The organism is Chitinophaga cymbidii (assembly GCF_007992715.1).
Taxonomy (GTDB): domain Bacteria; phylum Bacteroidota; class Bacteroidia; order Chitinophagales; family Chitinophagaceae; genus Chitinophaga; species Chitinophaga cymbidii.
The window spans coordinates 858837-885108 of record NZ_BKAU01000002.1; the positions used below are offsets into that span (position 1 = coordinate 858837).

Below are 26272 nucleotides of genomic sequence, written 5' to 3' on the forward strand. Positions count from 1 at the left end.
TAACATCATGAAACTCGGCAGATTTATTATTCCAGTTATATTTCTCTTCACCTCCTGTAAACAATACCTGGAGGTGGAGCCGGTGTCCTCTTTCAACCCGGACATCGCTTTTTCTAATGTGAACAATGCCCGGATGACGGTGTTGGGGGCCTATGGCTCCCTCACCGGAGACCAGGGTTACGGCATCCGCATCAGCATGTATTATGCATATGACAGTGATGAAATGATGGGGCAGGGCGGCACGCCGTACCCGGACAATGAGCGGCGCGATATTGCGCATTACAATGTCAGTCCCAACAACACACAGTTGGCGCAGCCTTTCAACCAGCTGTACCAGGGCATAGAAAGAGCAAACCTCTGCATCTATTACATCCCGCAAATGGAGATGTACACCAGCGGCACCGAAGAAGAAAAGAAACAACTGAAACGGCTGCACGGAGAAGCGCTGACCCTGCGCGCCCAGTTCTATTACGAGCTGATCCGCAACTGGGGAGATGTGGCCGCGCACTTCCAGCCATCGATGCTGGAAACAGATCTCTTTAAAGCCAAAACGGACCGTGATACGATCTACGACCGCATCCTGGCGGACCTCGCGACGGCGGCCACGCTGGTGCCCTGGCGCACAGAAGCCGGCGCCCGCGACGAGCGCATCACACAGGGCGCTGTGAGGGCCCTCCGCGCCCGGATCGCCCTTTTCCGCGGCGGCTACTCCCTCCGCAAATCCAGGCAAATGGAACGCCCGGCAGACTACAAAAAGTTCTACGAAATAGCAAAAGCAGAATGTAACGAGATCATGCAGCACCGCGGCGATCACAGCCTGAACAGCAGCTTTGAAGCGCTGTGGAAAGACAACGTCTGCGCCCACCAGCTGGACCCCACCGGCGAGATCATCTTTGAAGTAGCGATGGCCGGCGGTAACAGCGCCACGGGCGACAGCAAGCTCGGCTACTACAATGGCCCCCGCTACAATAACCGCGGGAACGGCGCCCTCACCATCCTGCCCACTTATTTTTACACCTTCGATTCCACAGATACCCGCAGGGACGTTACCTGCGCGCCGTATAACATTGACGCCGCGGAAAACAAAGTAGGCCGCACCTTGCAAACGATGGTGGACGGCAAGTTCCGCCGGGACTGGATCACCAACCCCGTGTCCCTTACTTCCGCCGCGCAGTACTTCGGCCTGAACTGGCCGCTGATCCGCTTTTCGGATGTGCTGCTCATGTTCGCGGAAGCGGACAATGAACTGAATAACGGTCCCACTGCCGCCGCCATCTCCGCCTTTGAAGAAGTAAGGCTGCGCGCTTTCGGTGGCGACGCATCGCTGATCGGCACTACGCCCGCTACTTACGAGGCGTTCTTTAACGCCATTGTAAAAGAAAGAATGCTGGAATTTGGCGGAGAAGGCATCCGCAAATACGATCTGCTGCGCTGGAACCTGCTGGGCGATAAGATCGCGGAAACAAAAACAGCGCTCGCCGCCATGGCCGCACGCACCGCGCCTTACAATAATCTGCCCACGACGATGTATTACAAAGCAGGCTCCAGGGACCTGATCTGGGCCGGATCTTTTTATAAACCCACGGTATCGCCCGCGCCATCCGGTTACACCAATGTGGCCTGGCTCGGCAGCGGCATCACCAGCACGATACTCCGGTATTATGCGATCGCATTCGAGGAAGGAAAGAGCGAACTGTTACCGATCGCCCAATCCATCCTGGATGCCAACACGAAGCTGAAACAGGATTATGGCCATTAGAACACTTTTTGCAATATTGACCATTCAGCTATGCGGCAGTTGTGCTCCGGCGCAGCTGCTGCCGGCTTTTCCCGGGGCGGAGGGCTTTGGGAAATATACCACCGGCGGCAGAGGCGGCAAAGTGCTGATCGTCCGGAACCTGGATGACGACGGCCCCGGCAGCCTGCGTTGGGCGGTTAAACAGAAATTCCCGCGCACCATCGTATTCGCCGTATCCGGCACCATCGCGCTGCAATCGCCGTTGAAGATCAACTACGGTAATTGCACCATCGCTGGGCAGTCCGCGCCCGGAGACGGCATCTGCATAAGGAATTACAATGTGAATGTGAATGCGGACAATGTGATCATCCGCTACATGCGTTTCCGCCTGGGCGACGAGCACCGGCAGGCGGATGATGCGCTGACCGGCATCCGGCACCGGCAGATCATCATCGATCACTGTTCCATGAGCTGGGCGGTAGACGAAAATGCATCGTTTTACGACAATGTGAACTTCACCATGCAGTACTGCATCATTGCAGAAAGCATGCGCAGTTCCGTACATCCGAAAGGGGAACATGGCTACGGAGGCATCTGGGGCGGCCAGGGCGCCAGCTTTCATCACAACCTGCTGGCCAGTAATTCCAGCCGCAATCCCCGTTTTTGCGGAGCCCGCTATACGCATGAACCGGAAAAGGAGCTGGTGGATTTCCGCAACAACGTGCTCTTCAACTGGGTGTTTAACAGCGCCTATGGCGGTGAGGGCGGGAACTACAATATAGCGGACAACTATTACATGGCCGGTCCCGCTACAAAGACCAGTGTGCGCATGCGCATCCTGAACCCCGCGGACACGCCTTATGGTAAGTTCTACGTCAGCGGAAATTACGTAGACGGATATACGGAAGTAACAAAAGACAACTGGGCCGGTGTGCATTGCGCGGATAAAACTGCGGCAAGGCGCGAGCAACCGGCCAGGGTAACGGAGATTCCCCCGCAACGCGCAACGGACGCTTACAACGAAGTGCTGGAAAAAGCCGGCGCCAGCCTGCACCGCGATGCGGTGGATGAGCGGATCATTGCCGCTGTGCGTTCCGGGGTGGCTACAGTAGGGAAAGACGGGATCATCGATTCGCAAAAGGATGTAGGAGGATGGCCATCGCTGCGCTCCCTGCCGGCGGCGGCGGACAGCGACGAAGACGGGATGCCTGATGCCTGGGAGATGGAGAAGGGGCTGGATAAAAATAATGCGGCGGACGCCGTTGCTTTTACACTGGACAAACGATACACCAATATTGAAATTTATCTGAACAGTCTGTTATGAAGATGATTTATGCACTGGCGGGCTTTTTTTGTTTGCCTGCGATGGCGCAGGATGTGGAGCAGCCGGTCTTTAAAAAAGACACATTTTCCATTGCCCGCTACGGCGCGAAGGCGGACGGCATGACGCTGAACACCCGCTCCATCCAGTCCGCCATCGACGAATGCCACCGGAAGGGCGGCGGCGTGGTGCTGGTGCCCGCGGGGTTGTGGCTAACGGGGCCGCTTACACTGAAAAGCAATGTGAACCTGCACCTGCTGAAGAGCGCCTTGCTGCAGTTTACGGCGGACAAGCACCAGTATCCTTTGGTAGAAGGCAATTGGGAGGGGCTTGAACAAATGCGCAACCAGTCGCCCATATCCGCCACGAAAGCGGAAAATATCGCCATTACCGGCAAAGGGATCATCGATGGGAACGGGGATGTATGGCGGGTCGTTAAAAGAGCGAAGCTCACAGATTCGCAATGGAAAAAGCTGGTAGCTTCCGGCGGCGTGCTCAGCGATGACAAGAACACCTGGTATCCTTCCGAAGGCATGAAAAAAGGTTCCAAAATGAAGAACCCCGGTGTTATCAGTCCCGAACATTCACCGGAGCATTTTCAGTCCATCAAGGACTTCCTGCGCCCGAACCTTCTGGTGCTGACGGAATGTAAAAAGATATTGCTGGAAGGCGTTGTTTTCCAGAACTCCCCGGCCTGGTGCCTCCACACGCTGCTCTGCGATCAGCTTACCGTGCGCGACATCTTCGTGAAAAATCCCTGGTACGCCCAGAACGGCGACGGCATTGATGTGGAATCCTGCAAAAATGTGCTGATAGAAGGCAGCACCTTTGATGTGGGCGATGATGCGATCTGCATCAAATCCGGCAGGGATGAGGCCGGCCGCAAAAGAGGTGTGCCTACCGAAAACGTATGGGTGCGGCATAACCTCGTATATCACGCGCACGGCGGGTTTGTGATCGGCAGTGAAATGAGCGGCGGAGCGCGTAACATTTACGTGGAGGATTGTACGTTCATGGGTACGGACATCGGCCTGCGTTTCAAAACTACCCGTGGCCGAGGCGGCATTGTGGAGAACATCCACATCAACCGCATCAACATGAAAGATATTGTGGCGGAAGCCATTCTCTTTGACATGTACTATATGGCGAAAGACCCCGTGCCCTTGTCCGGCGAGCAGCGCGATGCGCCGAAGGTAGAGCAGTTCCCTGTGACCGAAGCCACCCCGCAGTTCCGGAATTTTTCCATCCGCAACGTGGTATGCGAAGGCGCGGGTACCGCCATTTTCATCCGGGGATTGCCGGAGATGAACATCCGCAACATAACGATGCAGGACATGGTGCTGAAAGCCAAAAAAGGCGTGGAGGTGACCGAAGCGGAGCAGGTAACGTTGAAGAATATACGGGTCATTACCGGAGATACACCCGCCGGGGAATTACTGAATAAAACCTACAATAACTGATGTTGGGCATTAAAAGATACACGCTGCTTTGCTGCCTGCTGCTTTGCAGCGGATGGGCGCAGGCGCAGGAAAGATCATACGCGAAGGAAATGGCGGCTACGGTTATGCATATATGGAAGGATTCCCTGTCCATGCACCCCGGCAGGCCGGTGCGGTGGACTTATGACCAGGGCGTGGTGCTGCGCGGCATAGAAGCGCTGTGGCGGCGCACCCATGACGATGCTTACCTGGCGTACATCCGCCAATCCATGGACCATTTTGTGCAGCCGGACGGCACCATCCGCACCTACAAGCAGCAGGATTTCAACATCGATAACGTGATGCCGGGCCGCAACCTGCTGCTGCTCTACAAAGTGACGGGCGAAGAAAAATACCGCAAGGCAGCGGAAACGCTGCGTCATCAGCTGCAGCTGCACCCCCGCACAAAGGCCGGCGGCTTCTGGCATAAGAAGATCTATCCCTGGCAAATGTGGCTGGACGGCTTGTACATGGCGCAGCCGTTCTACGCGGAATATGCGGTGGCTTTCGGGGAAGACAGCATCTTCAATGATATCACCCGGCAGTTCACATTGATGGAGGCCGTTTCCCGCGATACGAAAACCGGCTTGCTGTATCATGGTTACGATGAATCCCGCGAACAGAAATGGGCGGACCCGCAAACCGGCCGCTCCCCGCACGTTTGGGGCCGCGCCATGGGCTGGTACGCGATGGCGCTGGTAGATGCGCTGGAACATTTTCCGGATACGCATCCCGGCAAAGCACAGCTCACAGCCATTCTTGAACGGCTCGCCGCAGCGGTGGCGAAGTATCAGGATAGCAAATCCGGCCTCTGGTGGGATATCATCGACCTGCCCCATAAAGAAAAGAATTACCTGGAAGCTTCCGCCTCCTGCATGTTCGTGTATGCATTGGCGAAGGGTGTGCGGCTCGGGCTGCTGCCGGCAAAATACCGGAAAGTGGCTTCGAAGGGATACAAGGGTATCATCAAAACATTTATCAAAAAAGATGAACAGGGATATATACACCTGCATGGTACGGTGAGCGTATCGGGTCTCGGCGGGAAGCCTTACCGGGACGGCAGTTTTGAATATTATATGCGTGAAAAGGTAGTGGTAGACGATCCCAAGGGAGTTGGATCATTTCTGCAGGCTGCCAATGAAATGGAATAAATATGATCTTGTCAAGATTTACGTTGAAGAATATTGTGCCGGGTACGGTAGACGTGCCGGATGAATCGATATTCAGCCTGCCCGAGAAAGTGCTGCAGTTCGGTACAGGCGTATTGTTGCGGGGATTGCCGGATGATTATATCGACAAGGCTAACCGGAAAGGAATTTTCAATGGCAGGGTGGTGGTGGTGAAATCCACCAGCCAGGGTGATACTTCCGCCTTTGAGCAGCAGGACAACCTGTATACACTTTGTGTGCGGGGCATCCGCCAGGGAAAGAAAGTAGAGGAGAACCGCATCAACGCGGCTGTCAGCCGGGTATTGAGCGCGCAGGAAGATTGGGAAGAGATACTGGAATGCGCACATGATGGCGGCATGCAGGTGATCATTTCCAATACAACGGAAGTGGGCATACAGCTTGTTAACGATGATATCCGCCGTCATCCGCCCCTGTCCTTTCCCGGCAAGCTGCTGGCATTCCTGTATGAACGCTTTCAGGCTTTCGGCGGAAGCCCTCACAGCGGCATGGTGATCGTGCCTACGGAGCTGGTGCCGGACAATGGAAAGAAGCTGGAATCCATCGTGCTGGAGCTGGCGCACCTGAACAGCCTTCCGGAGGAGTTCATTGAATGGCTGGAAAAGCATAACCACTTTTGTAATTCGCTGGTAGACCGCATTGTACCGGGTAAGCCGGATGCGGCGCAACAGGCCGCGCTGGAAGCGGAGTTCGGGTACCGCGACAAGCTGCTTTGCATGGCGGAGGCGTACAGCCTCTGGGCGATAGAAGGCGATGCGCATATCCGCAAGGTGTTAAGTTTTGCGGAGGCCAATGAGGAGATCGCTATTGTGCCGGACATCAACCTGCACCGCGAACTGAAGCTGCGCCTGCTGAACGGCACACATACGCTCAGCTGCGGCCCGGCTTTCCTGGCGGGTATCGATACAGTGAAGCAGGCAATGGACGATCCCGCGATGTCCGTATATATACAGGACCTTATGATGCAGGAGCTGGCAGTGTCAATTCCATTCCCTGTGGAGAGATCACTTGCAGCGGCATTCAGCGCCAGCGTGCTGGACCGCTTCCGCAATCCGCATATCCATCATCTCTGGAAAAGCATCACCGCGCAATACAGTTCAAAGATGAAGATGCGCTGCATTCCGCTGCTGTTGCAGCACTATAAAACATCCAATACGCCACCGCCGCTGTTCGCGTTCGGCTTCGCGGCATACCTGTGGTTCATGAAAGGCGAAGGGCATGAGGTAACGGACGGGCAAGCCGGCGTCTTCAGCAGGCGCTGGCAAACGCTGCGCCCCGAAGAAGTGGTGCTGCATACAATGACAGACAAGGCTTTCTGGGAAACAGACCTGACCCTGTTACCCGGATTTTATTCCGCCGTAGCCGCCGATCTGCAAACGATCATGCAGGAAGGCGCAAAAGCGGCATTGCGTAAACATACCGTACAAACTATATGAAACCGGCATGATAAAAATTATCTGATGAAACAGTTCCTGGACGAGCACTTTTTACTGGAAACACCAACCGCACAACAGTTGTATCACGATTTCGCGAAGCACATGCCCGTGATCGATTATCATTGCCATCTCCCGCCGGACCAGATCGCGGGGGACATCAACTTCGGCAATCTCACTCAGGCATGGCTATACGGAGATCATTATAAATGGCGCGCCATGCGTACCAACGGCATCAACGAGCGCTTCTGCACCGGCGATGCAAAGGACGAAGAGAAGTTCGCGAAATGGGCGGAAACCGTACCGTACACCATGCGCAACCCACTCTATCACTGGACGCACCTTGAACTGCAGCGTTACTTTGACGTGCATAATATTTTAAACGCACAATCCGCCGCCGGCATTTACGCTGCCTGCACGGAAAAACTGCAATCGAAAGAATATTCCGTCAGGAACCTGCTGCATAAAATGCAGGTGAAAGTTGTCTGCACAACCGATGACCCCGTGGATTCGCTGGAATATCACCGGCAGATCAAAAAAGAAGGGATCGGCATCCGTGTGCTGCCCGCTTTCCGGCCGGACAAAGCGATGGCCGTGGAAGATGCCGCAACGTTCAATCAATATCTCGGACGGCTGGAAGCCGCTTCCGGCATAGCGATCGTCACATACCAGCAATACCTGGACGCGCTGAAGCAGCGGCACGATTACTTTGCGTCGATGGAATGTTCTGTTTCAGACCACGGCCTTGAACGAATTTACGCGGACGACTACACGGAGCAGGAGATCGCCGCCGCATTCTCGAAGATACGCAGCGGCAAGGCACTGTCAGTGGAAGAGCAGTCGAAATTCAAATCCGCTATGCTGACCGTCTTTGCGCAGTGGGACCATGAAAAGGGATGGGTGCAGCAATACCACCTCGGCGCCTTGCGTAACAACAACAGCCGTATGCTGCGGCAACTGGGACCGGATACCGGCTGGGATTCGATCGGGGATTTCCCGCAGGCCGTAGCCCTCGCGAAATTCCTCAACCGCCTGGATGCAAACGACCAGCTGGCAAAGACCATCATCTATAACCTGAACCCGTCTGACAATGAGCTGATGGCTACCATGGCAGGCAATTTCAACGACGGCAGCTTCCCCGGCAAAGTGCAGTTCGGCTCCGCCTGGTGGTTTCTGGACCAGAAGGACGGGATGATCAAACAGCTCAACGCCCTCAGCAACATGGGCCTCCTGAGCCGCTTTGTGGGGATGCTGACGGATTCAAGGAGCTTTTTGTCCTACCCCCGCCACGAGTATTTCCGCCGTATTCTTTGTAACCTGTTCGGAGAGGAGATCGAGAAAGGAGAGTTGCCCAACGATATCAAATGGGTGGGCAGCATGGTGGAACAGGTTTGTTATCACAACGCCGTACGATATTTTAATTGGATGTCGGAATAAAACAGTGAACAAAGGTTTACAGGCACTGCCAGACGGTGTCTGTAAACCACCTTTTGCTATCGTAGAACTGCCGCACAGGTGAAAAGCCGGCGCTTTCCATCATCTGGTGGATCTCTTCCACCGTGTATTTCTGCGAGATCTCCATGTACAGGGGCTCGTCTTTTTTGAATCTTACCGTTGCCATCCCTCCGCCGATTTCCACCACCTGTTCCGTCAGGCTGATGAGATAGCTTTTGCAGCTGCCGGATTGCGGATCGTATACGGGGTAATGATCGAAATTATCGGCGTTGAAATTGGCTTCCAGCTCGCGGTTGATGCGGTGGAGGAGGTTGAGGTTGAACGCCCTGGTAATGCCTTGCGCGTCATTGTAGGCCGGCAGGATGATCCGCGGATGTTTTTTAAGATCGAAACCGATGATGAGCATGTCGCCGGGAAGCATTTGCTGGCGCAGCTTGCAGCAGAACTGCAATGCCTCCGGTGGCGTGAAATTGCCGATGCTGGCGCCCATGAACATGATCACTCTTTTCCGCCGCGCATAGTTCCGCGTTTGCTGCAGCATTTCCAGGTAATCGCCGTTCAGCCCTTCCATCTGCAGTCCCGGTAATTTGGCCGGCAGCGTATGTTCCAGGTGCGCGATGATATTGGCGGATATATCGATAGGGTAATAACGGTGCAGCGTGCCGCGGTGCAGCAGTTCCTTCAGCAGGTGAAATGATTTGGAAGCATCGCCGGCGCCGAGTTCAATGAGATCGAAAGGTTCGCCGCCGGAAGCGGCAAGCACCGCCGCCATGTCCCCGGACTGCCGGGAAAGTATTTCCATTTCACAGCGCGTCAGATAGTATTCCCTGCATTGCATGATCTGCTGGAAAAGCGCGTCGCCTTTCGCGTCGTAAAAATATTTCGACGAGAGGTATTTTGGGCTTGCGTTGAGCCCCGTGATCACATCCTTCAGAAAAGAAGACGCCTGTTTCCTTGCCGTAGCTGCTGTACTCATAACGTTTTTGTTTTTACTGTGCAAGCCGGATGCCGGTTAGCTGCCAGCGTAAATGCGGATGGAAAAAATTCCGGTAAGTGACCCGCGCATGGCCCGGCGAAGTGAAGGCGGATGCGCCACGCAGCACTTTCTGGTTGACCATGAACTTGCCGTTATATTCTCCCACGGCGCCTTCCGCCCGGGTAAAGCCGGGATAGGGGAGGTAAGCGCTTTCCGTCCACTCCCAGCAGGCGCCCCAGGTAAAGCGGTCCGCTGCCGCTTCCCATTCAAATTCCGTAGGCAGGCGCTTTCCCTGCCAGGCCGCGTAAGCCGCCGCTTCGTAATAGCTCACGTGTATCACCGGGTCGTCCATCCGCACAGGCTGCAATCCCTGTAACGTATAATTGAACCATTGCCCTTCTATAAAATGCCAGTATAACGGCGCTTCTATGTTGTTATTCCTGACCCAGTCCCATCCTTCCGCATGCCAGTGCACAAAATTCTTGTAGCCGCCTTCGTTGATGAAAGCGAGGTATTCCTCATTCGTCACCAGCTCCGTGGCCATCATGAAATCCTGGATGTAAACGGGGTGCCGGTTCTGCTCGTTATCATAACAGAAGTCATCACCGTCGTACCCGATATCGTACAGCCCTTCCTGTATCTGCGCGAGGGGGGAACGCGACGTTTTCCGGTGTGCCTTTGGCGGCTGATCGCTGTAAGCGGGGAACAGGGGATTGTGGCCGAGGATGTATTTGATGTCCGTCCACAGCAGCTCCTGGTGCTGCTGCTCGTGGTTGCAGCCCAGTACGATCAGCGTTTCCAGCTCCCTGCTGACCGGACCGGCCAGCAATTGTTCCATGGCTTTGTCCACATGCGCGCGGTACAGGTATATCTCGTCTACCGTCGGGCGGCTGAGGTTGCCGCGCTGCGTGCGGATCACCCGCGCGCCGAGGCTTTCGTAGTAGCTGTTGAAAACGAAATTGAAATTCGTGTCGTATTCCGTATAGCCCTTGGCGTGGGCTTTCAGTATCAGTGTTTCGAAGAACCAGGTCGTATGCCCAAGGTGCCATTTCGGCGGGCTCACGTCCACCACCGGTTGCACCACGTAATCTTCTTTCTGTAAAGGCTTGCAGATGCTTTCTGTCAATTGCCGCACGGTTTTGTATTGTGTAAGCAGGTTCATCTTTTGTTATTTTTTTCCAGGTAAGCGGTGAGGTCCGAAATACTATTGATCTGCAATTCCTCCGCGGTCCCTTTCCGCATCATCAGCGCATAGGCGTTGTTGAAGCCGATGGGTTGCAGCCAGCGAAGATCATATTGCCGCAAGAATTGTTCCCGAACGTAATTATACACACTATCCTTGCTTTTTGTCAGTTCACTGACAAGTATGGCAGGCGGTTGCAGGATCACGAGGAGGCCGGTGCCGGTATATTCCGGGTACAGATCGATCTGGTCGTTGACGAGCGCATCGAAACATATCTTCGTGCCGCCGAGACCGGTTTTGGAGGAAACATCCAGGTCCGTATACCCTTTGATCAGCATTTTGTACATTTCTACCAGGATGTATTGTTCGGTGAATATTTTGGAGCCGATGCGCACCATGCCTTTGCTTCCGCTGCGCGGCGGCTGGTAAAGGCCCTGTGTTTCGAGGAATTCACGCGCCACTGTGGCAGGCGCTTTTTTCAGGAAGTCCACGCGGTAGTTCAGCATCGTCATAATGGAATCGTTGATCCTGCCCGCGAGCAGGTTCAGCGTTGCTTCCAGCTCCGGGTATTTTTCCAGCGCGGAGGTGCGTATCACCGGCGCTGCAAAGTAGGGTGGGAAGATGTGTCGGTCGTCTTCCAGCGTAACGAGGTTGTACGAGCGGATGCGTCCGTCGGTACTATATCCGCTGACCACATCCAGCTTGCCTTCATACATGGCCTGGTACATCACCGCATCATTGATCACCACGGTGCGGATATTCAGATGATAATGTTCCTTCAGGCCTAGATACCCATCCGTGCGCCCCATGAATTCCGGCGTGAAGCCGGCTAGCAGCTTGCCTTTCGTGGCCGATGGCAGCATGGAGAAGAAAAGCAGTGAAATTGCCGCAATGCCGATGATGCCAGCTTTCAGCTTGTATTTCCGCCAGTTGAACTTTTGCAGGCGGGAAAGCAGGAAATCGAAAAGCAGCGCCAGCAAAGCCGCGGGGATGGCGCCGGCGAGGATCATGTTGGTATTGTTCAGGGCAATGCCGCCGAAGATAAATTCTCCCAGTCCGCCCGCCGCGATGTAAGCCGCCAGTGTAGCCACGCCCACGTTGATCACGGTGGCCGTCCGGATGCCCGCGATCAGCACGGGCATGGACAGTGGCAGTTCCACTTTGAAAAGTATCTGGCTGCTGCTCATGCCAAGGCCCCTGGCCGCTTCTATCACGGTAGCGTCCACGCCGGTGATGCCGGTATAGGTATTCCGGATGATGGGCAGCAGGGCATAGAGGAACAGCGCAACGATGGCGGGTTGCGGACCGATGCCGAGCAATGGTATCATGAACCCGAGCAGCGCAATGCTGGGAATGGTCTGCATCACGCCCGCGGAACCGAGCACAGCGCCGGCCAGCTTCGGCCTGCGCGCCACCAATATACCGAGCGGCACGCCGATCACGATGGCGATCATCACTGATACCATCGTCAGACTGATATGCGTCAGCGTTTGCTGTATCAGCTTGTCCGACTGTGATTGCAGAAATTCAAAAAATGCGTTCATAATCCAGCTAGTTATATTCTCCTTTCAGAAAGCGGCTGACAAAATCGTTCACCGGCTGCTCCCGCAGCTCCTCCGGCGTGCCCAGCTGCACGATGGAACCTTTGTCCATCAGGCAGATGCGGCTGGCGAGGGCAAATGCGTCCTGCACGTCATGCGTGACCATCACGATAGTTTTTCTTTTCAGTTCGTCCACTTCCTTAAAATCATTCCGGATCTTTTGCCGGGTGATAGGGTCCAGCGCGCCGAAAGGCTCATCCATCAATAATATCGGCGGATCAGCCGCCAGCGCCCTTGCAATACCCACGCGCTGCTGCTGCCCGCCGCTCAGCTCATGAGGAAACATGTGCGCCTGCTCTTCGTACGACAACCCCAGCTTTTGCATCAAGGTTCGCGTACGCTCCGCGATCTTTTCCTTCGGCCATTTCTCCAGCTTCGGCACAATGGCGATATTCTCCGCCACGGTATAATGCGGGAACAGGCCGGTCTGCTGCATGACGTAACCGATGCCGCGGCGCAGCTTTTCGGGTTGCGCGGAGCGCACGTCCTGCCCGTTGATACGGATGTTGCCGGATGTAGGCAGAATGAGGCGGTTGAGCATCCGCAATGTGGTGGTTTTTCCACAACCGCTGGTGCCCAGGAGTATAAGGTTTTCGCCCTTGTTCACTTCAAATGATATATCCCTTACCGCAATGGTGCCGTTAAAGGATTTATGGAGGTGCTCTACTTCAATCATTATCCAGTGTCATAAACAGATTATTCAATGATTCCGTAAAAGTAGGGTGTGCAAAAATATTATTGCGTATTTCATCATAAGTCATATGCCCCATCATCGCTATTTGGAGAACGGACATGATCTCGCCGCCGCTGACGGACAGGATGGATGCGCCCAGTATCTGCCCGGTATCCGCATTCACCACCGCTTTCATGAGCCCGCGTGTTTCGCCGGATTCAATGCCGCGGGCCACTTTTGTAAGGGGTAATTTAGCAACTTTTATGTTAAATCCTTTCTCACCGGCTTCTTTTTCAGTGAGCCCTATTCTGCCAAGCTCGGGGTCGGTGAACATGCAGTAAGGCACAGGGCGGTTTTTGATGGAGGAATGTTTTTTTTCAAGGATGTGCTGCGCAACGATGAGATGATCGTTGTAGGAAATGTGCGTGAAAGCGGGGCCGCCTTTTACATCGCCGAGGGCGTAGATGCCTTCCACGTTTGTTTCCAGCTGGTCGTTTACGATGATGTAACCTTTCTCATCGGTTGCTACGCCGGTTTGGGCCAGTTGCAGCGTGCCTGTATCCGGCGCGCGGCCGGCGCCGATGAGCAAATGTGAGCCGCTGACCGTCTGTTTTGTTCCGTCCACTTCAAACGTCAGGCTGATCTTTTCCTGTTGCCGGGCCGCTTCTTTCACCTGCGCGGAGGTGATGATGGTAATGCCGTCCTCCTTTAAAATTTCCGCCACCGCTTCGGCCACGTCTTCGTCTTCTTTGGTGAGAATGCGGGGAGCGCGTTCGAGGATGGTCACTTCCGAGCCGAAGCGCCGGAACATCTGTCCGAATTCCATGGCAATGTAGCCGCTGCCGAGTATCAGCAGGTGCGCCGGTTTTTCGCCCACGTCCAGCAGGGTAGTGGAGGTGAGGTATGGAACGTCCGTCAATCCTTTTACCGGTGGTATGACGGGCCGGGCGCCTGTGTTAATGCATATCAGTTCTGCTGCGAGCGTTTCGGTGCTGCCGTCTGTGTACTGTACCTGCAGGGTTTTGTGGCCGGTAAAGGAAGCCGCGCCGGTTAGCAGGTCCAGCCCCGGTGTTTCCGTTAACGCTTTGAGTGCGCTTTCCCGGAAGCTGCTCACCACTTCGTTTTTCCGGTCCAAGACCTTTTTGAAGTCTATCTGCGCGGGGTCTGAAGGAACGCCGAACTCCTGCGCGCGCTTCGCCATATAGGCCATCCTGGCGGCTCCGATCATGGTTTTGGTTGGCGTACATCCACTGTTGATGCAGGTGCCGCCCACGAAGCTTTTTTCGATGATGGCGGTTTTCTTTCCGGCTTTGGCGAGTTGCTTTGCAAGGGGATTGCCGGCCTGCCCGGACCCGATGATGATGGCGTCGTAGCGTTTCATAGCCGGGTAACAACAACTACCATACCTGTTAGCATAAAAAAGCAGGTACAAGGAGATGTACCTGCCGCAGGGATGTATAAAAAGTAACCTGGAACTTATAAGACAATCAAATTAATAATATTTATATGTAATATAATTTATGGAAAATGATCTGTATCGTTCGTTAAATATATGACTTATATCATAAAAACAAAGAAATTTTTATAATTTTATAATTAAGTCAACTGATAAGAATTGTATAAAAATTTATGTAATGCATTAATTATGCCAAATCCTCAATTATCTTTGGTCGGTGCGGGGCCGGGGGACCCGGAGCTGATCACCCTGAAAGCGATCAACACCATCCGGCAGGCAAATGTAATATTATATGATGCGCTGGTCAACCAGGATCTTTTACAATATGCGGCTCCCGGCGCGCTCACGCAGTTCGTGGGTAAACGTTACGGCTGTCATGCCTTATCACAGCGGGAGATCAATGACCTGATCGTGGAGATGGCTTATGCGCACGGGCATGTAGTGCGGCTGAAAGGCGGAGATCCGTTCATCTTCGGCAGGGCCGTGGAAGAGATCGAAGCTGCGCGCAAAGCGGGTATCCCGGTGACGGTGGTGCCCGGCATTTCCAGCGCGCTGGCCGTTCCGGCCATGCAAATGCTGCCGCTTACCTGCAGAGGTACCGCGGAAAGCCTCTGGATCACCACCGGCACCACGCGCACCGGCGATATCTCCGGCGACATCCGGCTGGCGGCGCAGTCTACCGCCACCGTGGTCATCCTGATGGCCATGAGCCGCCTCGCGGAGATCATGGATATTTTCGCTGCTAACGGTAAGGAATACACGCCAGTTGCGATCATCCAGAACGGCACGACCGCGGAAGAACGTTTTATAACCGGCACTGTGCGGGACATTGCGCTGGTGGCGGAAGCGGAAGGCATCACCAATCCCGCTATCATCGTAGTGGGAGAAGTGGTGAACGTGCGCGCGCAGCTCCTGGAAATGTTGCAGGAGCGGCATGAATATCGGAATGTAATTACAGGAAATGAAGAAAGACAAGCAAGGATGTGATCTGCAAACCTGCCTTTTATGCAGAAGAGGCATGAAAGAGTGGCTGCCGGCCATTCACGCGCACAAGAAAAATTTTATACTGAAGAAGGGCGATACCATTTTTAAAGAAGGGGATGCGGTGACGGGGATCTTCTTCCTTTCGTCAGGAAGGGTAAAAGTGCATAAACACTGGGCGGACGGCAAAGAGCTGATCGTGCGTTTTGCAAGGGAAGGAGATATTGTGGGGCACCGCGGCATTGGTACAGAGCTGGTCTATCCCGTTACCGCCACGGCGCTGGAACCCTCTTCCGTCTGCTTTTTTGAAATTGATTTTTTTAACGCCAGCCTGAAAGTAAATCATGAGCTGCTTTATGAACTGATGCAGTTCTACGCAAAGGAGCTGATGGAATCGGAAAAAAGCATGCGCAACCTGGCGCATATGTCTGTAAAAGGCCGACTGGCCAACGCCCTGCTCGCATTAAAAAACAAATTCGGGCTCGACAAGGATGGCTTCATTGCGTTCCCGCTCAGCAAGCAGGACCTTTCTTCCTACGTTGGCGCCACTTACGAAACCACCTTCCGGATGCTGAACGAACTGATCAATGACCATATCATCGCGGTGTCCGGCAAGCATATCACCATCAGGCAGGAAGAAAAGCTGCAACAGCTGACCGGCGAAGATTGAGAATGGAATAAATATCCGCATCTTTGCACAAATACTAATAGGTTGGCATCTGAATCAATGAGCGGATCAAAATATTTTTCACTTATTCTGATCCTTGGCTCCCTCACCGCATTGGGACCATTTACCATAGACATGTATCTCCCGGGGTTCCCGGCCATTGCAAAAGACCTGCACACGGATGTTTCCACCGTGGCGCTTACGTTATCCAGTTACTTCATCGGCATTTCAGCGGGACAACTGCTATACGGCCCGCTGCTGGACCGCTTCGGCCGGAAGCCGCCCCTGTACGCCGGTCTTGCTTTATACATCGCTACTTCCATTGGCTGCGTGTTCGTCAATACCATAGACGGATTGATCGCCCTTCGCTTTCTGCAGGCCGTTGGCAGCTGCGCCGCCACCGTGGCGGCGATGGCCATGGTGCGTGACCTTTTCCCGGTGAACCAGACGGCGAAAGTGTTTGCCCTGCTGATGCTGGTGGTCGGCGCTTCGCCCATGGTGGCGCCCACGATCGGAGGATACGTTACCAGCGCGATGCACTGGCATGTGGTGTTCATCATCCTTTGCGGGATGGGCGTAGCCATCCTGCTGTCCACCATCTTCTGGCTGCCGGACAGCTATAAGCCGGATACCAGCCTTTCCCTGAAACCGAAGCCCATCATCCTGAATTTTGTAGCCGTTGTAAAGGAGCCGCTGTTCTACACGTATGCATTTTCCGGCGCGGTGGCGTTCAGCGCTTTGTTCGCCTATGTATCCGGCTCGCCGAAAGTGTTCATGAACGTGTTTGGCCTGAGCGATAAGGCCTACGGATGGGTCTTTGCCTTGTTGTCCGTTGGCTTCATCGGATCGAACCAGCTGAACAGCCTGTTGCTGAGGTGGTTTGAAAGCACGCAGATCGTGCCGGTGGCGCTGGCGGGGCAGGTGGTAGCGGGTTTATTGTTCGTAATTGGATCGATGAACGGATGGTTCGGGTTATATGGAACGATCATCGTGTTATTTGTACTGTTAAGCTGCCTGGGGCTTATTCTTCCTAATATGTCCGCATTGGCGCTAAGACCTTTTGAGCGGAACGCGGGCAGCGCCTCCTCCCTGCTGGGCGCCCTGCAAATGGGCATGGGCGCGCTGGCCTCCGTGGTAGTGAGCTTGTTCGAAGAAATGAGCGCTGTGCCGATGGCGGGCACCATGGCCGCCGCCGCCGTACTGGCGCTTCTTATCCTCCTGATCGGCCGCAGGAGCAGCGTCAGGGCCGGAAGTCCGCCTCTTTCCTGAAAGCCCCGCTAATGCCGCTGAAAATGCTCATCCTGCGCAATGCTGTTGAGCAATTTCCTCCACAGGTACCACGCTTTTGACCCTGTTTGCGCTGCTGTTAAAGGTGGCACAGAATTTTACTCTTCTATTGAAAAAAGCGCTATGAAAAAAGATATCAGTGATAATGCCCGCGATGAAAAACGCATGCAGCCGGAAGAAGTGAATATGGAATTGCCGGAAGTAAAAGACATCCCCGGTCAGGAAAACATCGATCCGCCACCCGCCGGTGAACTGGCAGACACCACCGCCTCGTCTGACGACGAAGAAGGAAAAGGCGTGCTGGACGAAGTGAACGACGCGGACGTAAGCGATGAGGAAAGGGAACTGCTGGAACAAAGCGCCAACGCAGACCCCGCCTACCGCGATGAAAGGAATTTTCAGCAGGCGGCGCTGGACAACCGGGATGCGGATGGTGAACCGCTCAATGAAGAAGATTCGGTAGACGACCTGGACGTTCCCGGCAGTGAGCTGGACGATGAAAGCGAAGCCACCGGGGCGGAAGATGAAGAGAACAATGCTTACAGTGACAGCGACACCGATTGATCACCATAAAAATATTCTTATGAAGAAATTCAATCCCCAACATGAAGAAGGAAAGATGGCGGAAGCGATAGAGGAGCAAACGGCGAAAATGCCTTCCGACCTCTTTTTATGGGCGGCCATTGGCGCAATGACCGTATCGTTGTCACTGCAATGCATGGGCAGGAAACACACCAGCCTGTTCATCGGGCAATGGGCCGCGCCGTTCCTGCTATTTGGCATTTACAATAAGCTAGTGAAACAGCTTGGTCATGATTGATGAGTATTGCAAGGGTGTAAACATGTGAGGGGGCTGACCAGAAAGTGATGGTCAGCCCTATTTTATTCCGTTCCCGGCCACTGAAAGGCTTTGTTCTCCGCGGGTGTTTTTGCCTGCCGCGCGACGGCCAGCAACTCCTTCACTTTGGCGGGCTGTGTGGCCGCAAGGTTGCGCGTTTCGCCGGTGTCGCTGCTCAGGTCGTACAGTTCAACGGTTTCGGGCTGATCCGCCTTTTTCAGGCGCACCAATTTCCAGTGCCCCTGTACGATGGCTTCTTTGTAGTATTGCTTTTCATAAAACTGCCAGTACAGCCAGGGATGTTTGACGGGCTGCCTTTTACCCGTCAGCGCATGGGTGAATGAAAGCCCGTCGATATTCTCCGGCGTGCGTGTACCGGTGAGCCTGCACAACGTAGGGAGTACGTCCCAGAATGCCCAGATATCGTCGCGCACCACGTCCGCGGGTACTTTGCCCGGCGCCCGCACGATCATCGGCACGCGGATGCCGCCTTCATACAGGTCGCGCTTGATGCCCCTCAACGGCCCGCTGCTGTTGAAGAACTCCGGATCGGCGCCGCCTTCGCGGTGTGGGCCGTTGTCGCTCGTGAAAAATACGTAAGTATTGTTGTCTAGTCCAAGTTCCTTTACCAGCGCCATTACACGCGCCACATCATCATCCAGCTTCGTGATCATCCCTGCAAAAGCCGCATGCGGCTGTTCCTGCGAGCGGTAGGTGACTTTCCCTTTCTGCACGAAGGGCATTTCCGGTCCCAGCTTGCTGCTGCCGTCTTCGTTCCGGAAGCGCTGCATGTAAGGCTCCGGCACGTGCAGTTCCGCATGCGGGATGGTCAGCGGGAGGTAGAGGAAGAAAGGTTTGTTTTTATTTTCCCGGATGAAGCCCAGCGCTTTCTGCAGTATCAGCTCGTCTGAGTACGCGGTGGTATCTACAGGCACTTTCACGGACTGCCCGTTTTGTATTTCAAAAAGGCGATTGGTATAATAATGATGCGCATGCGTCTGGTTGATGTAACCGAAGAAAGCATCAAACCCTTTATGCTCCGGCGCGCCGGTGGTGCCGGCTTCTCCCAGCCCCCATTTGCCGAACATGCCCGTTACATAACCGTTTGCCCGGAGGCGCTCTGCAAGCGTGGTGTCCTGCGGGCGTAGCGCCTGCCCCGCATTACCGCGGATATAGGCATGCCCCATGTGTTTCCCCGTCATCAACGCACAGCGGCTCGGTGCGCAAACCGGGCTGCCGGAATAGAACCGCGTGAAGCGGGTGCCTTCTTTCGCCAGCTGATCGATATGTGGTGTGGGAACTTTATGCGAAGGATTGTAGCTCGTCAGGTTACCATAACCAAGATCGTCGGCAAGGATAAATATGATATTGGGCGGTTGCTGCGCGGCCGCAGCCGTATGTATAAGGAGGCATGCCGCCAGCAGATGGAAGATTTTCATCCCGGGAATTTTTATCGCTCAATATACTGTAAAATATATTGCTGTCAAATGCGGTGGCCCTGTATTTGATGGAGGATGCCTTTACATATATTCATCACGCAAACAACCATATCATGCCTACTATCAACAAGCATAACCGGAACAAATACTGCCTGATCACGGGCGCTACCAGCGGCATCGGTTTTGAGCTGGCGAAGTGTTTCGCGGCGGACAGCTATAACCTGATACTCGTGGCCCGCAACAAACAACGCCTGCAGGAAGTGACCGATCTGCTGAAGCAGACCTACACCGTAGAGGTAACGCCCGTTCCGAAAGATCTTTTCCGTCCCGCCGCGGCCCGCGAGCTGTACGAAACCACCAAGGAAATGGGGATTACGGTGGACGTGCTGGTCAATGATGCGGGGCAGGGAGAATGGGGGCCGTTTGTGGAAACCAGCATCGAAAGAGATATCGATATCATCCAGCTCAACATCATTTCCCTCCTTTCCCTTACCAAATATTACCTGGAAGACATGCTGCAGCGGAATGAAGGAAAGATACTGCAGGTAGGCTCCGAGGCCGGCACCACGCCCATGCCGCTGCTGTCCGTCTACGCCGCTACCAAAGCTTTCGTGCTGTCATTCAGCGCGGCATTGTCCAACGAACTGAAAGATACCGGCATTACCCTCACTGTACTGCTTCCCGGCGCCACGGATACCGACTTCTTCCACAAGGCGCACCAGGAAGATACCTACGTTTACCGCGAAACCGCGCTGGCCTCGCCGGAAGAAGTAGCGAAAGACGGCTACGAAGCGCTGATGAAAGGCGAGAACAAGATCATCTCCGGGGCAAAGACCAAAATGCATGTTTTCATGAACGACCTCCTTGGCACAAAAGCCAGCACCGCCAATGCGCGCAAGCAGAACGAGCCCAGTGAAAAAGCGGGAGAGCCGGTAACGCCCGGACATGCTGCCTCCCGGGTAGAGCGGGAACGCATCAATGAAAGGACCGGCGGTAGTGACGGGGATCTTCCGTAGACATTTCACCCCCCGGTTTTACAGCTTCAGCCGCCGCGGCCGGACATACTCCGGTGTTTTTTCGCATATTTACAGCCGTGAACAAACAGCTGGAAAACAGGATCGTATTATACAGTGTGGCGGTCATTGCGCTGCTCGTCAATCTTCCCAAGCTGGCGCTGATATTTGAAGGCAGCCTGGCGAGGCGGTTCGTGAGCTTTGACTTGTGGGAATTCCTTTACCTGGTATGCATCACGGCCCTGTTCGGGTTGGCCTGTTTCCGGATGAACCTGCACTGGCTGCCTTCCCTGCGCAGGGACGGAACGGAAAGATTCCGCCCGTACATCTGGCAAAACCTGCTGTTGCTGCTGGTCTGTTGTATAACAGCCATCCAGCTGCACAAATGGCTCTTTCATCCTCCCATCGCCATCAACTTTGTACGCGGCGCTTACTTCCTCCGTTTCAGCATTTGCGTGCTGCTGGAAGTGCTGATCGTGCGGATTATCTACCAGATCAGGGAAACCCGGCGGCACGAAGCGGAAAAGGAACAGGTCATGCGCAGAAGCGCGGAAACAGAACTGGAACTGATGAAGCAACAGCTCAATCCTCATTTCTTCTTCAACGCGCTCAGCACCTTGTCCGGCCTCACCCGCGAAGACCCCGCCAAAGCGCAGGATTACATCGCCCACCTGTCCAGGGTTTTCCGGAACCTGTTGCAGGCTTCGCAGCCGATGGTGACCGTTGGGGAGGAGCTGCGGCAATTATCTTCCTACACCGCTTTGCTGAAGATGCGTTTTGAAGAAGGCATTTGCATATCCGTGGATGTTCCGCCGGAATTCGCCACCAGGATGGTCCCGCATTTTTGCCTGCAGCCGCTGGTGGAGAATGCCGCCAAGCATAACCTCGCTACGCCCGCGCAACCGCTGCGGATAGACATCTACACGGCGGGCGCCGACCTGGTGGTAGCGAACAACCTGCAGCCGGTGCGGGGCATGACCGCTTCGTCCGGCCTCGGTTTGCACAACCTGCATGAACGCTTCCGGATACTGATGGGAAGAGCCGTGACGGTAAGCATGACCAACGATCAGTTCATTGTTAAACTGCCCACGGCATGATGAAATCATTGCGCATACTGATCATAGAAGACGAGCCCGTGAACGCGCGGAACCTGGCTTTTGTATTGCAGGACGTGGACGCCGCCGTGGAGATCGTGGCAACGCTTCCTTCCGTGGATGCTTCTGTGAGCTGGCTGACGGATAACAGGTGCGATCTTATTTTTATGGACATTCAGCTGGCGGACGGGCTTTCGTTCGAAATATTCAACCGCGTGAATATCATGCAGCCGGTCGTGTTCGTCAGCGCTTTTGATGAATACGCGCTCAAAGCCTTCCGCGCCAACGGGATCGACTATGTGCTGAAGCCTTTTCTCCGGGAAGACATTGAGCGCGCGCTGGATAAGTACAAACGCTGGACGCAGGCCCCCGCGGACGTTACCGCCCTGAAGAACATGATACAGGCTTTGCAGCAGGCGCCCGTTTACAAACGGTCTTTCCTGGTGCATTACCGCGACCGGCTGATACCGGTGCCCGTGGCCGGCATTGCCTGGTTTTATTCCAAATCCGAAGTCGTGCAGGCATGCACCGCGGAGCGCAAACAGTATTTTATAGATCATACGCTGGAAGAGCTGCAGCAGCTGCTGGACCCGGCTGATTTCTTCCGGGCCAACCGGCAGTTCATCGTGCAGCGTAAATACATCCTGGAAGTGGATTTTTATTTCAATGGACGGCTGCTGCTCAACATGGAAGCGCCCGCGCCGGAGCATATCCTGGTCAGTAAAGCCCGCGCGCCGTTTTTCCGGGACTGGATGAACAGCTAACGGCACCGTATATACGATGCCGGTCAAAGATAAAGCGCGTTCCCGTCGCGCCCAGGGGAGCCCGTTACTGCCTGCTGATGTTAGCGGGCTTTCCCTTTTTAAGGGGATGTTGATTTTTTTAATAGCTTTGACATTCATCGAAAAGCCATTATTATGTCCGGAACATTCTCAAAGATCAGGAACGCTTACAAGCTGTTTAAAAGCATTGATTTTGACAAGCTGAGCAAGCTCTCGCAGAAAGTGGACCTGCAACAGGTCATGGACGGTTTCTCAAAACTGGATGACAGTCAGTTGAAAGGGTTGATGAAGATGATGAACAGCGGCGGCGGAAAAAAGAAGGAGCTGCCGGTGATCAACGGTGATTTTTATGAGCTGCACCTCCGTTTAAGCGAAGAAGACCGCGCCGTGCAGCTGAAAGTACGCGAGTTCATGGAACGCGAGATACAACCGATCGTTAATAACTACTGGCTGCATGACGATTTTCCCTTCGAGATCATTCCGAAATTCGCGGAGCTGGACCTCTGCGGTGTTACCTATAAAGGATACGGTTGTCCCGGTAAATCTTTCCTCATGGAAGGCATTATTGCCATGGAAATGGCGCGGGTGGATGCTTCCATTGCCACGTTCTTCGGTGTGCAAAGCGGGCTTTCGATGGGCTCTATTTATATGTGCGGCTCGGAAGCGCAGAAACAGGAATGGCTGCCCGGCATGCAGCAGATGAAGATCATCGGCGCATTCGGGTTGACGGAACCGGAAGTAGGCTCCGGCGCCGCGGGCGGGCTCACTACCACGGCTAAACGTACGGCCGATGGTTGGGTGTTGAACGGGCAGAAGAAATGGATCGGCAACGCGCCCTTCGCGGACGTAACGGTTATCTGGGCAAAGGACCTGGACGACGGGGAGGTGAAAGGGTTCCTTGTGCGCAAGGATACGCCGGGCTTTGAAGTGGAAAAGATCAAAGGGAAAATGGCGCTGCGCATTGTGCAGAACGGACTGATCACCATGAAAGATTGCGTGGTGGAGGAGAAGGACCGGCTGCAGGATGCCAATTCATTTAAAGATACCGCCAGGGTACTGCAGATGACCCGCGCGGGCGTGGCCTGGATGGCGGTAGGATGCGCGCGCGGCGCGTACGAAAATGCGCTGGACTATACCCGCAAACGCAAGCAGTTCGGCAAGCCCATTGCGTCCTTCCAGCTGATACAGAACCATTTGGTAGAAATGCTGTCTAACCTCACCGCCATGCAATCCCTTGTGTTCCGTTTGTCGGAATTGCAGGACCAGGGCATGCTGAAGGATGAACATGCTTCCCTGGCCAAGGTGTTCTGCTCGCTCCGTACGCGCGATATCGTGAGCCAGGCGCGGGAGGTGATGGGCGGCAACGGCATTCTGCTGGACCATAACGTGGCTCGTTTCGTGGCCGATGCGGAAGCGATCTATTCCTATGAAGGCACGAAGGAGATCAATTCATTGATCGTAGGCAGGGCGATTACCGGTTTCAGCGCCTTCGTATAGATTTAACGGTGAATAGTACTTTTTTAACCAGGCTAGTACGGGGAAAGGAATTTTTATATCTTACCCCTTCTAATTCCACTTTTATCTATGTCAACACCTAAATTCACGGAAAGGAAATTCATCGTCACCTTTATTTTCGTTACTTCTCTTTTCATGCTATGGGGCATTGCCATTACGATGGGCGATGTGCTGAACAAACATTTCCAGAATGTGCTGGATGTATCGAAGGCGCAGTCCGGCCTCGTGCAGTTCTCCATTTTCGGCGCTTACTTCGTGATGGGTATTCCCGCGGGGTTGTTCATGAAGCGGTTCGGGTACAAGAACGGCGTATTGCTCGGCCTGTTCCTGTACGCTGCGGGAGCGTTCCTGTTCGTGCCGGCATCCAATGCGGAATCCTTCCTGTTCTTTCGGGTAGCCTTGTTCGTGTTGGCCTGTGGGCTGGCTACGCTGGAAACGGTGGCGCATCCGTTCGTGGCTTCTTTGGGTGATCAGCGGACGAGTGACCAGCGTATCAACTTTGCGCAGTCGTTCAATGCTTTGGGCGCTGTGATCGGCCCTTTGCTCGGTGCGCATTTCATCTTCGGGAATACGGAAAGCGTAGGGCTGGATTCGGTGAAGCTGCTGTACATTTTCATCGGGCTGGTGATCGCCATGGTGGCAGTTTCGTTCTTTTTCGTAAAAGTACCGCCACTGGTAGACCCGCATGCCGCTTCGGCCGCCGCGGTGGAAGAAGGAGCCGTGAATGTGGACCTGGAGCCGGGTAAAAAATTGATCCAGCACCGCCATTTCATCTGGGCGGCCATCGCGCAGTTCTTCAACGTAGCGGCACAGGGCGGCACCTGGGCTTTCTTTATTAATTACGGTGTGGAGAAGATGGGCTTTACGGATGAGCGCTCGGCGCATTACTTTGCCCTCAGCATGGTCATGATGATGGCCGGCCGCTTCGCGGGAACCTACCTGATGAAGTTCATCGCCCCCAACAAACTGCTCGCAACCTTCGCCGCATGCAGCATCCTGATGTGCGTGATCGTGGCGCAGAGCTGGGGATGGCCTTCTTTCATCGCCCTGCTGATGATCAACTTCTTCTTCAGCATCATGTTCCCCACCATCTTCAGCCTGGGCCTGAAGAACCTCGGCGCCCATACGCAGCGCGCGTCTTCCTTCATTGTGATGGGCGTTGTAGGCGGTGCGGTGTTCCCGCCGCTCATGGGTATGCTGGCGGACAAAGATGTGGCGCATGCTTACTACCTGCCGATCATCTGCTATACCGTCATCTTCCTGTTCGGCTACAGGCTTTACCGCACAAAATAAAGTGCCGTCAATACTAAAATAGCGAAGCCTGATATTTTTTTGGCAATACGTGAAAGTAGGGTTGCAGTAAGAAGTTTTCATGGTGTAAATTCCGGAGAAAAGACTTAATTTACTGCAACCAGACATTCACTTTCACCAGTGTAATTTGCCACGTTATGCCACAGCCTGAAACGGCGGAAAAAATATTATTTCAATATGTGCAGCAACTGGAACGCGGCGATCAGCAGGCGCTGAGAAAGCTCGTGTTACACTTCAGCCCGTCCCTGCACCGCTTCGCCTGCAGCATGATGGGCAATATGGAGGAAGCGGAGGAGATCGTATCCGATGTTTTTGTGAAACTCTGGCGGCAGCGCGCCAACCTTCCCGCGGTGAACGCCCTCAAATACTACCTCTACAAATCCGTCAGGAATACCGCCCTGAATTACATCAAGCAGAACAACCGGCGGTCCGCCGGCCACTATAACTGGGAAGTGACCGCCAGGAACGCCGGGATGCCCACCCCGGAAGACTTCCTCATCTCCAAGGAGCAGCTCGTTTTTATCCGTGACGCCATCCGTGCCCTGCCACCCCGCTGCCAGGAAATTTTCATGCTGGTAAAGGAGGAAGGGCTTAGCTACGCCGAAGTGGCGGACCTGCTGGATATTTCCGCGGCTACCGTGAACGTGCAGATCACCATCGCCCTGAAAAAAATATGGAAAACGCTGGACCCTGTGTTGCAGCTTCCCACCTCCTGAACACATTCCCCGGCCTACATCCACCGTTATCTGCCGCTCAATTTGCGGTGTTCCCCAAAAAAAACCTCTTTTTTCCCGCTCCCTTAATTGGATTTCCCTTTTCCGTTGTCTTATACACATTATCACGA

Annotated in this window: 23 protein-coding genes; 17 read left to right on the forward strand and 6 right to left on the reverse strand. The window is 54.3% G+C overall.

The window, feature by feature from the left end; translation table 11 throughout:
• The first annotated feature begins 7 nt into the window (after positions 1–7).
• The 6 genes from CCY01nite_RS14660 to uxaC are packed head-to-tail and all read left to right on the forward strand — an operon-like array spanning position 8 to position 8594.
• Positions 8–1759: a RagB/SusD family nutrient uptake outer membrane protein gene (locus tag CCY01nite_RS14660; protein WP_146863019.1), complete on the forward strand. Its 1752-nt coding sequence runs from the start codon at positions 8–10 to the stop codon at positions 1757–1759.
• Positions 1749–3062 carry a pectate lyase family protein gene (locus CCY01nite_RS14665; protein ID WP_146863022.1) on the forward strand — a complete coding sequence of 438 codons (1314 nt, stop codon included), beginning with the start codon at positions 1749–1751 and terminating at the stop codon, positions 3060–3062. Before CCY01nite_RS14660 ends, CCY01nite_RS14665 begins: the two co-directional genes overlap by 11 nt.
• The gene (locus tag CCY01nite_RS14670) at positions 3059–4519 is read left to right on the forward strand and encodes a glycoside hydrolase family 28 protein (RefSeq protein ID WP_146863025.1); all 1461 of its coding nucleotides are present in this window, start codon (positions 3059–3061) and stop codon (positions 4517–4519) included. The genes CCY01nite_RS14665 and CCY01nite_RS14670 overlap by 4 nt, the downstream gene beginning before the upstream one ends.
• Positions 4519–5688 (forward strand): glycoside hydrolase family 88/105 protein, encoded by a 1170-nt coding sequence (locus CCY01nite_RS14675; RefSeq protein ID WP_146863028.1) that lies wholly within the window; start codon positions 4519–4521, stop codon positions 5686–5688. Before CCY01nite_RS14670 ends, CCY01nite_RS14675 begins: the two co-directional genes overlap by 1 nt.
• A gap of 2 nt (positions 5689–5690) precedes the next feature.
• A complete protein-coding gene (locus CCY01nite_RS14680; protein WP_146863031.1) occupies positions 5691–7160 on the forward strand; it encodes a tagaturonate reductase in 1470 nt (489 codons plus the stop codon).
• Between the two features lie 24 nt (positions 7161–7184).
• Positions 7185–8594 carry a glucuronate isomerase gene (gene uxaC / locus CCY01nite_RS14685; protein ID WP_146863034.1) on the forward strand — a complete coding sequence of 470 codons (1410 nt, stop codon included), beginning with the start codon at positions 7185–7187 and terminating at the stop codon, positions 8592–8594.
• A 16-nt stretch (positions 8595–8610) separates the two neighbouring features.
• Here uxaC and egtD read toward each other — a convergent pair whose 3' ends face one another.
• Genes egtD through CCY01nite_RS14710 form a run of 5 tightly spaced genes read right to left on the reverse strand, consistent with a single transcriptional unit; the run spans position 8611 to position 14426 of the window.
• Positions 8611–9588, reverse strand: coding sequence for an L-histidine N(alpha)-methyltransferase (gene egtD / locus CCY01nite_RS14690; protein ID WP_146863037.1), 978 nt, complete (start codon positions 9586–9588; stop codon positions 8611–8613).
• Between the two features lie 13 nt (positions 9589–9601).
• The gene (gene egtB / locus CCY01nite_RS14695; RefSeq protein ID WP_146863040.1) at positions 9602–10750 is read right to left on the reverse strand and encodes an ergothioneine biosynthesis protein EgtB; all 1149 of its coding nucleotides are present in this window, start codon (positions 10748–10750) and stop codon (positions 9602–9604) included.
• Positions 10747–12315, reverse strand: a complete 1569-nt coding sequence (locus tag CCY01nite_RS14700; RefSeq protein ID WP_146863043.1) for an ABC transporter permease/substrate-binding protein — start codon at positions 12313–12315, stop codon at positions 10747–10749. The genes egtB and CCY01nite_RS14700 overlap by 4 nt, the downstream gene beginning before the upstream one ends.
• A 7-nt stretch (positions 12316–12322) precedes the next feature.
• Entirely contained in the window at positions 12323–13048 is a 726-nt protein-coding gene (locus tag CCY01nite_RS14705) for an ABC transporter ATP-binding protein (protein ID WP_146863045.1), read from the reverse strand.
• Positions 13041–14426, reverse strand: coding sequence for a mercuric reductase (locus tag CCY01nite_RS14710; protein ID WP_146863048.1), 1386 nt, complete (start codon positions 14424–14426; stop codon positions 13041–13043). The genes CCY01nite_RS14705 and CCY01nite_RS14710 overlap by 8 nt, the downstream gene beginning before the upstream one ends.
• 264 nt (positions 14427–14690) lie before the next feature.
• Between CCY01nite_RS14710 and cobA the strand changes: the two genes are divergently transcribed.
• The 5 genes from cobA (at position 14691) to CCY01nite_RS14735 (ending at position 18256) form a co-directional block, all read left to right on the forward strand.
• Positions 14691–15488, forward strand: a complete 798-nt coding sequence (gene cobA / locus CCY01nite_RS14715; protein WP_146863051.1) for a uroporphyrinogen-III C-methyltransferase — start codon at positions 14691–14693, stop codon at positions 15486–15488.
• Positions 15463–16152, forward strand: coding sequence for a Crp/Fnr family transcriptional regulator (locus CCY01nite_RS14720; protein ID WP_146863054.1), 690 nt, complete (start codon positions 15463–15465; stop codon positions 16150–16152). The genes cobA and CCY01nite_RS14720 overlap by 26 nt, the downstream gene beginning before the upstream one ends.
• Before the next feature lie 42 nt (positions 16153–16194).
• On the forward strand, positions 16195–17418 hold the full coding sequence (locus CCY01nite_RS14725; protein WP_246129942.1) for a multidrug effflux MFS transporter: 1224 nt from the start codon (positions 16195–16197) through the stop codon (positions 17416–17418).
• Positions 17419–17559: 141 nt separating this feature from the next.
• Positions 17560–18000 carry a hypothetical protein gene (locus CCY01nite_RS14730; protein ID WP_146863057.1) on the forward strand — a complete coding sequence of 147 codons (441 nt, stop codon included), beginning with the start codon at positions 17560–17562 and terminating at the stop codon, positions 17998–18000.
• 19 nt (positions 18001–18019) lie between these two features.
• Complete coding sequence (locus CCY01nite_RS14735) at positions 18020–18256, forward strand: hypothetical protein (protein WP_146863060.1); 237 nt, start codon at positions 18020–18022, stop codon at positions 18254–18256.
• A gap of 62 nt (positions 18257–18318) precedes the next feature.
• Here the strand turns inward: CCY01nite_RS14735 and CCY01nite_RS14740 are convergent, their stop codons facing one another.
• Positions 18319–19713 (reverse strand): arylsulfatase, encoded by a 1395-nt coding sequence (locus CCY01nite_RS14740; protein ID WP_146863063.1) that lies wholly within the window; start codon positions 19711–19713, stop codon positions 18319–18321.
• A gap of 113 nt (positions 19714–19826) precedes the next feature.
• Between CCY01nite_RS14740 and CCY01nite_RS14745 the strand changes: the two genes are divergently transcribed.
• From CCY01nite_RS14745 to CCY01nite_RS14770, 6 genes are all read left to right on the forward strand, one after another.
• Positions 19827–20729 carry an SDR family NAD(P)-dependent oxidoreductase gene (locus CCY01nite_RS14745; protein ID WP_146863066.1) on the forward strand — a complete coding sequence of 301 codons (903 nt, stop codon included), beginning with the start codon at positions 19827–19829 and terminating at the stop codon, positions 20727–20729.
• 77 nt (positions 20730–20806) lie between these two features.
• Complete coding sequence (locus CCY01nite_RS14750) at positions 20807–21823, forward strand: sensor histidine kinase (RefSeq protein ID WP_146863069.1); 1017 nt, start codon at positions 20807–20809, stop codon at positions 21821–21823.
• A complete protein-coding gene (locus CCY01nite_RS14755) occupies positions 21820–22584 on the forward strand; it encodes a LytR/AlgR family response regulator transcription factor (RefSeq protein WP_246129943.1) in 765 nt (254 codons plus the stop codon). Before CCY01nite_RS14750 ends, CCY01nite_RS14755 begins: the two co-directional genes overlap by 4 nt.
• Before the next feature lie 153 nt (positions 22585–22737).
• Positions 22738–24099, forward strand: coding sequence for an acyl-CoA dehydrogenase family protein (locus CCY01nite_RS14760; RefSeq protein WP_146863071.1), 1362 nt, complete (start codon positions 22738–22740; stop codon positions 24097–24099).
• A gap of 87 nt (positions 24100–24186) precedes the next feature.
• Complete coding sequence (locus CCY01nite_RS14765; protein WP_146863073.1) at positions 24187–25410, forward strand: sugar MFS transporter; 1224 nt, start codon at positions 24187–24189, stop codon at positions 25408–25410.
• A 155-nt stretch (positions 25411–25565) separates the two neighbouring features.
• The gene (locus CCY01nite_RS14770; protein ID WP_146863076.1) at positions 25566–26144 is read left to right on the forward strand and encodes an RNA polymerase sigma factor; all 579 of its coding nucleotides are present in this window, start codon (positions 25566–25568) and stop codon (positions 26142–26144) included.
• Positions 26145–26272: the final 128 nt, after the last annotated feature.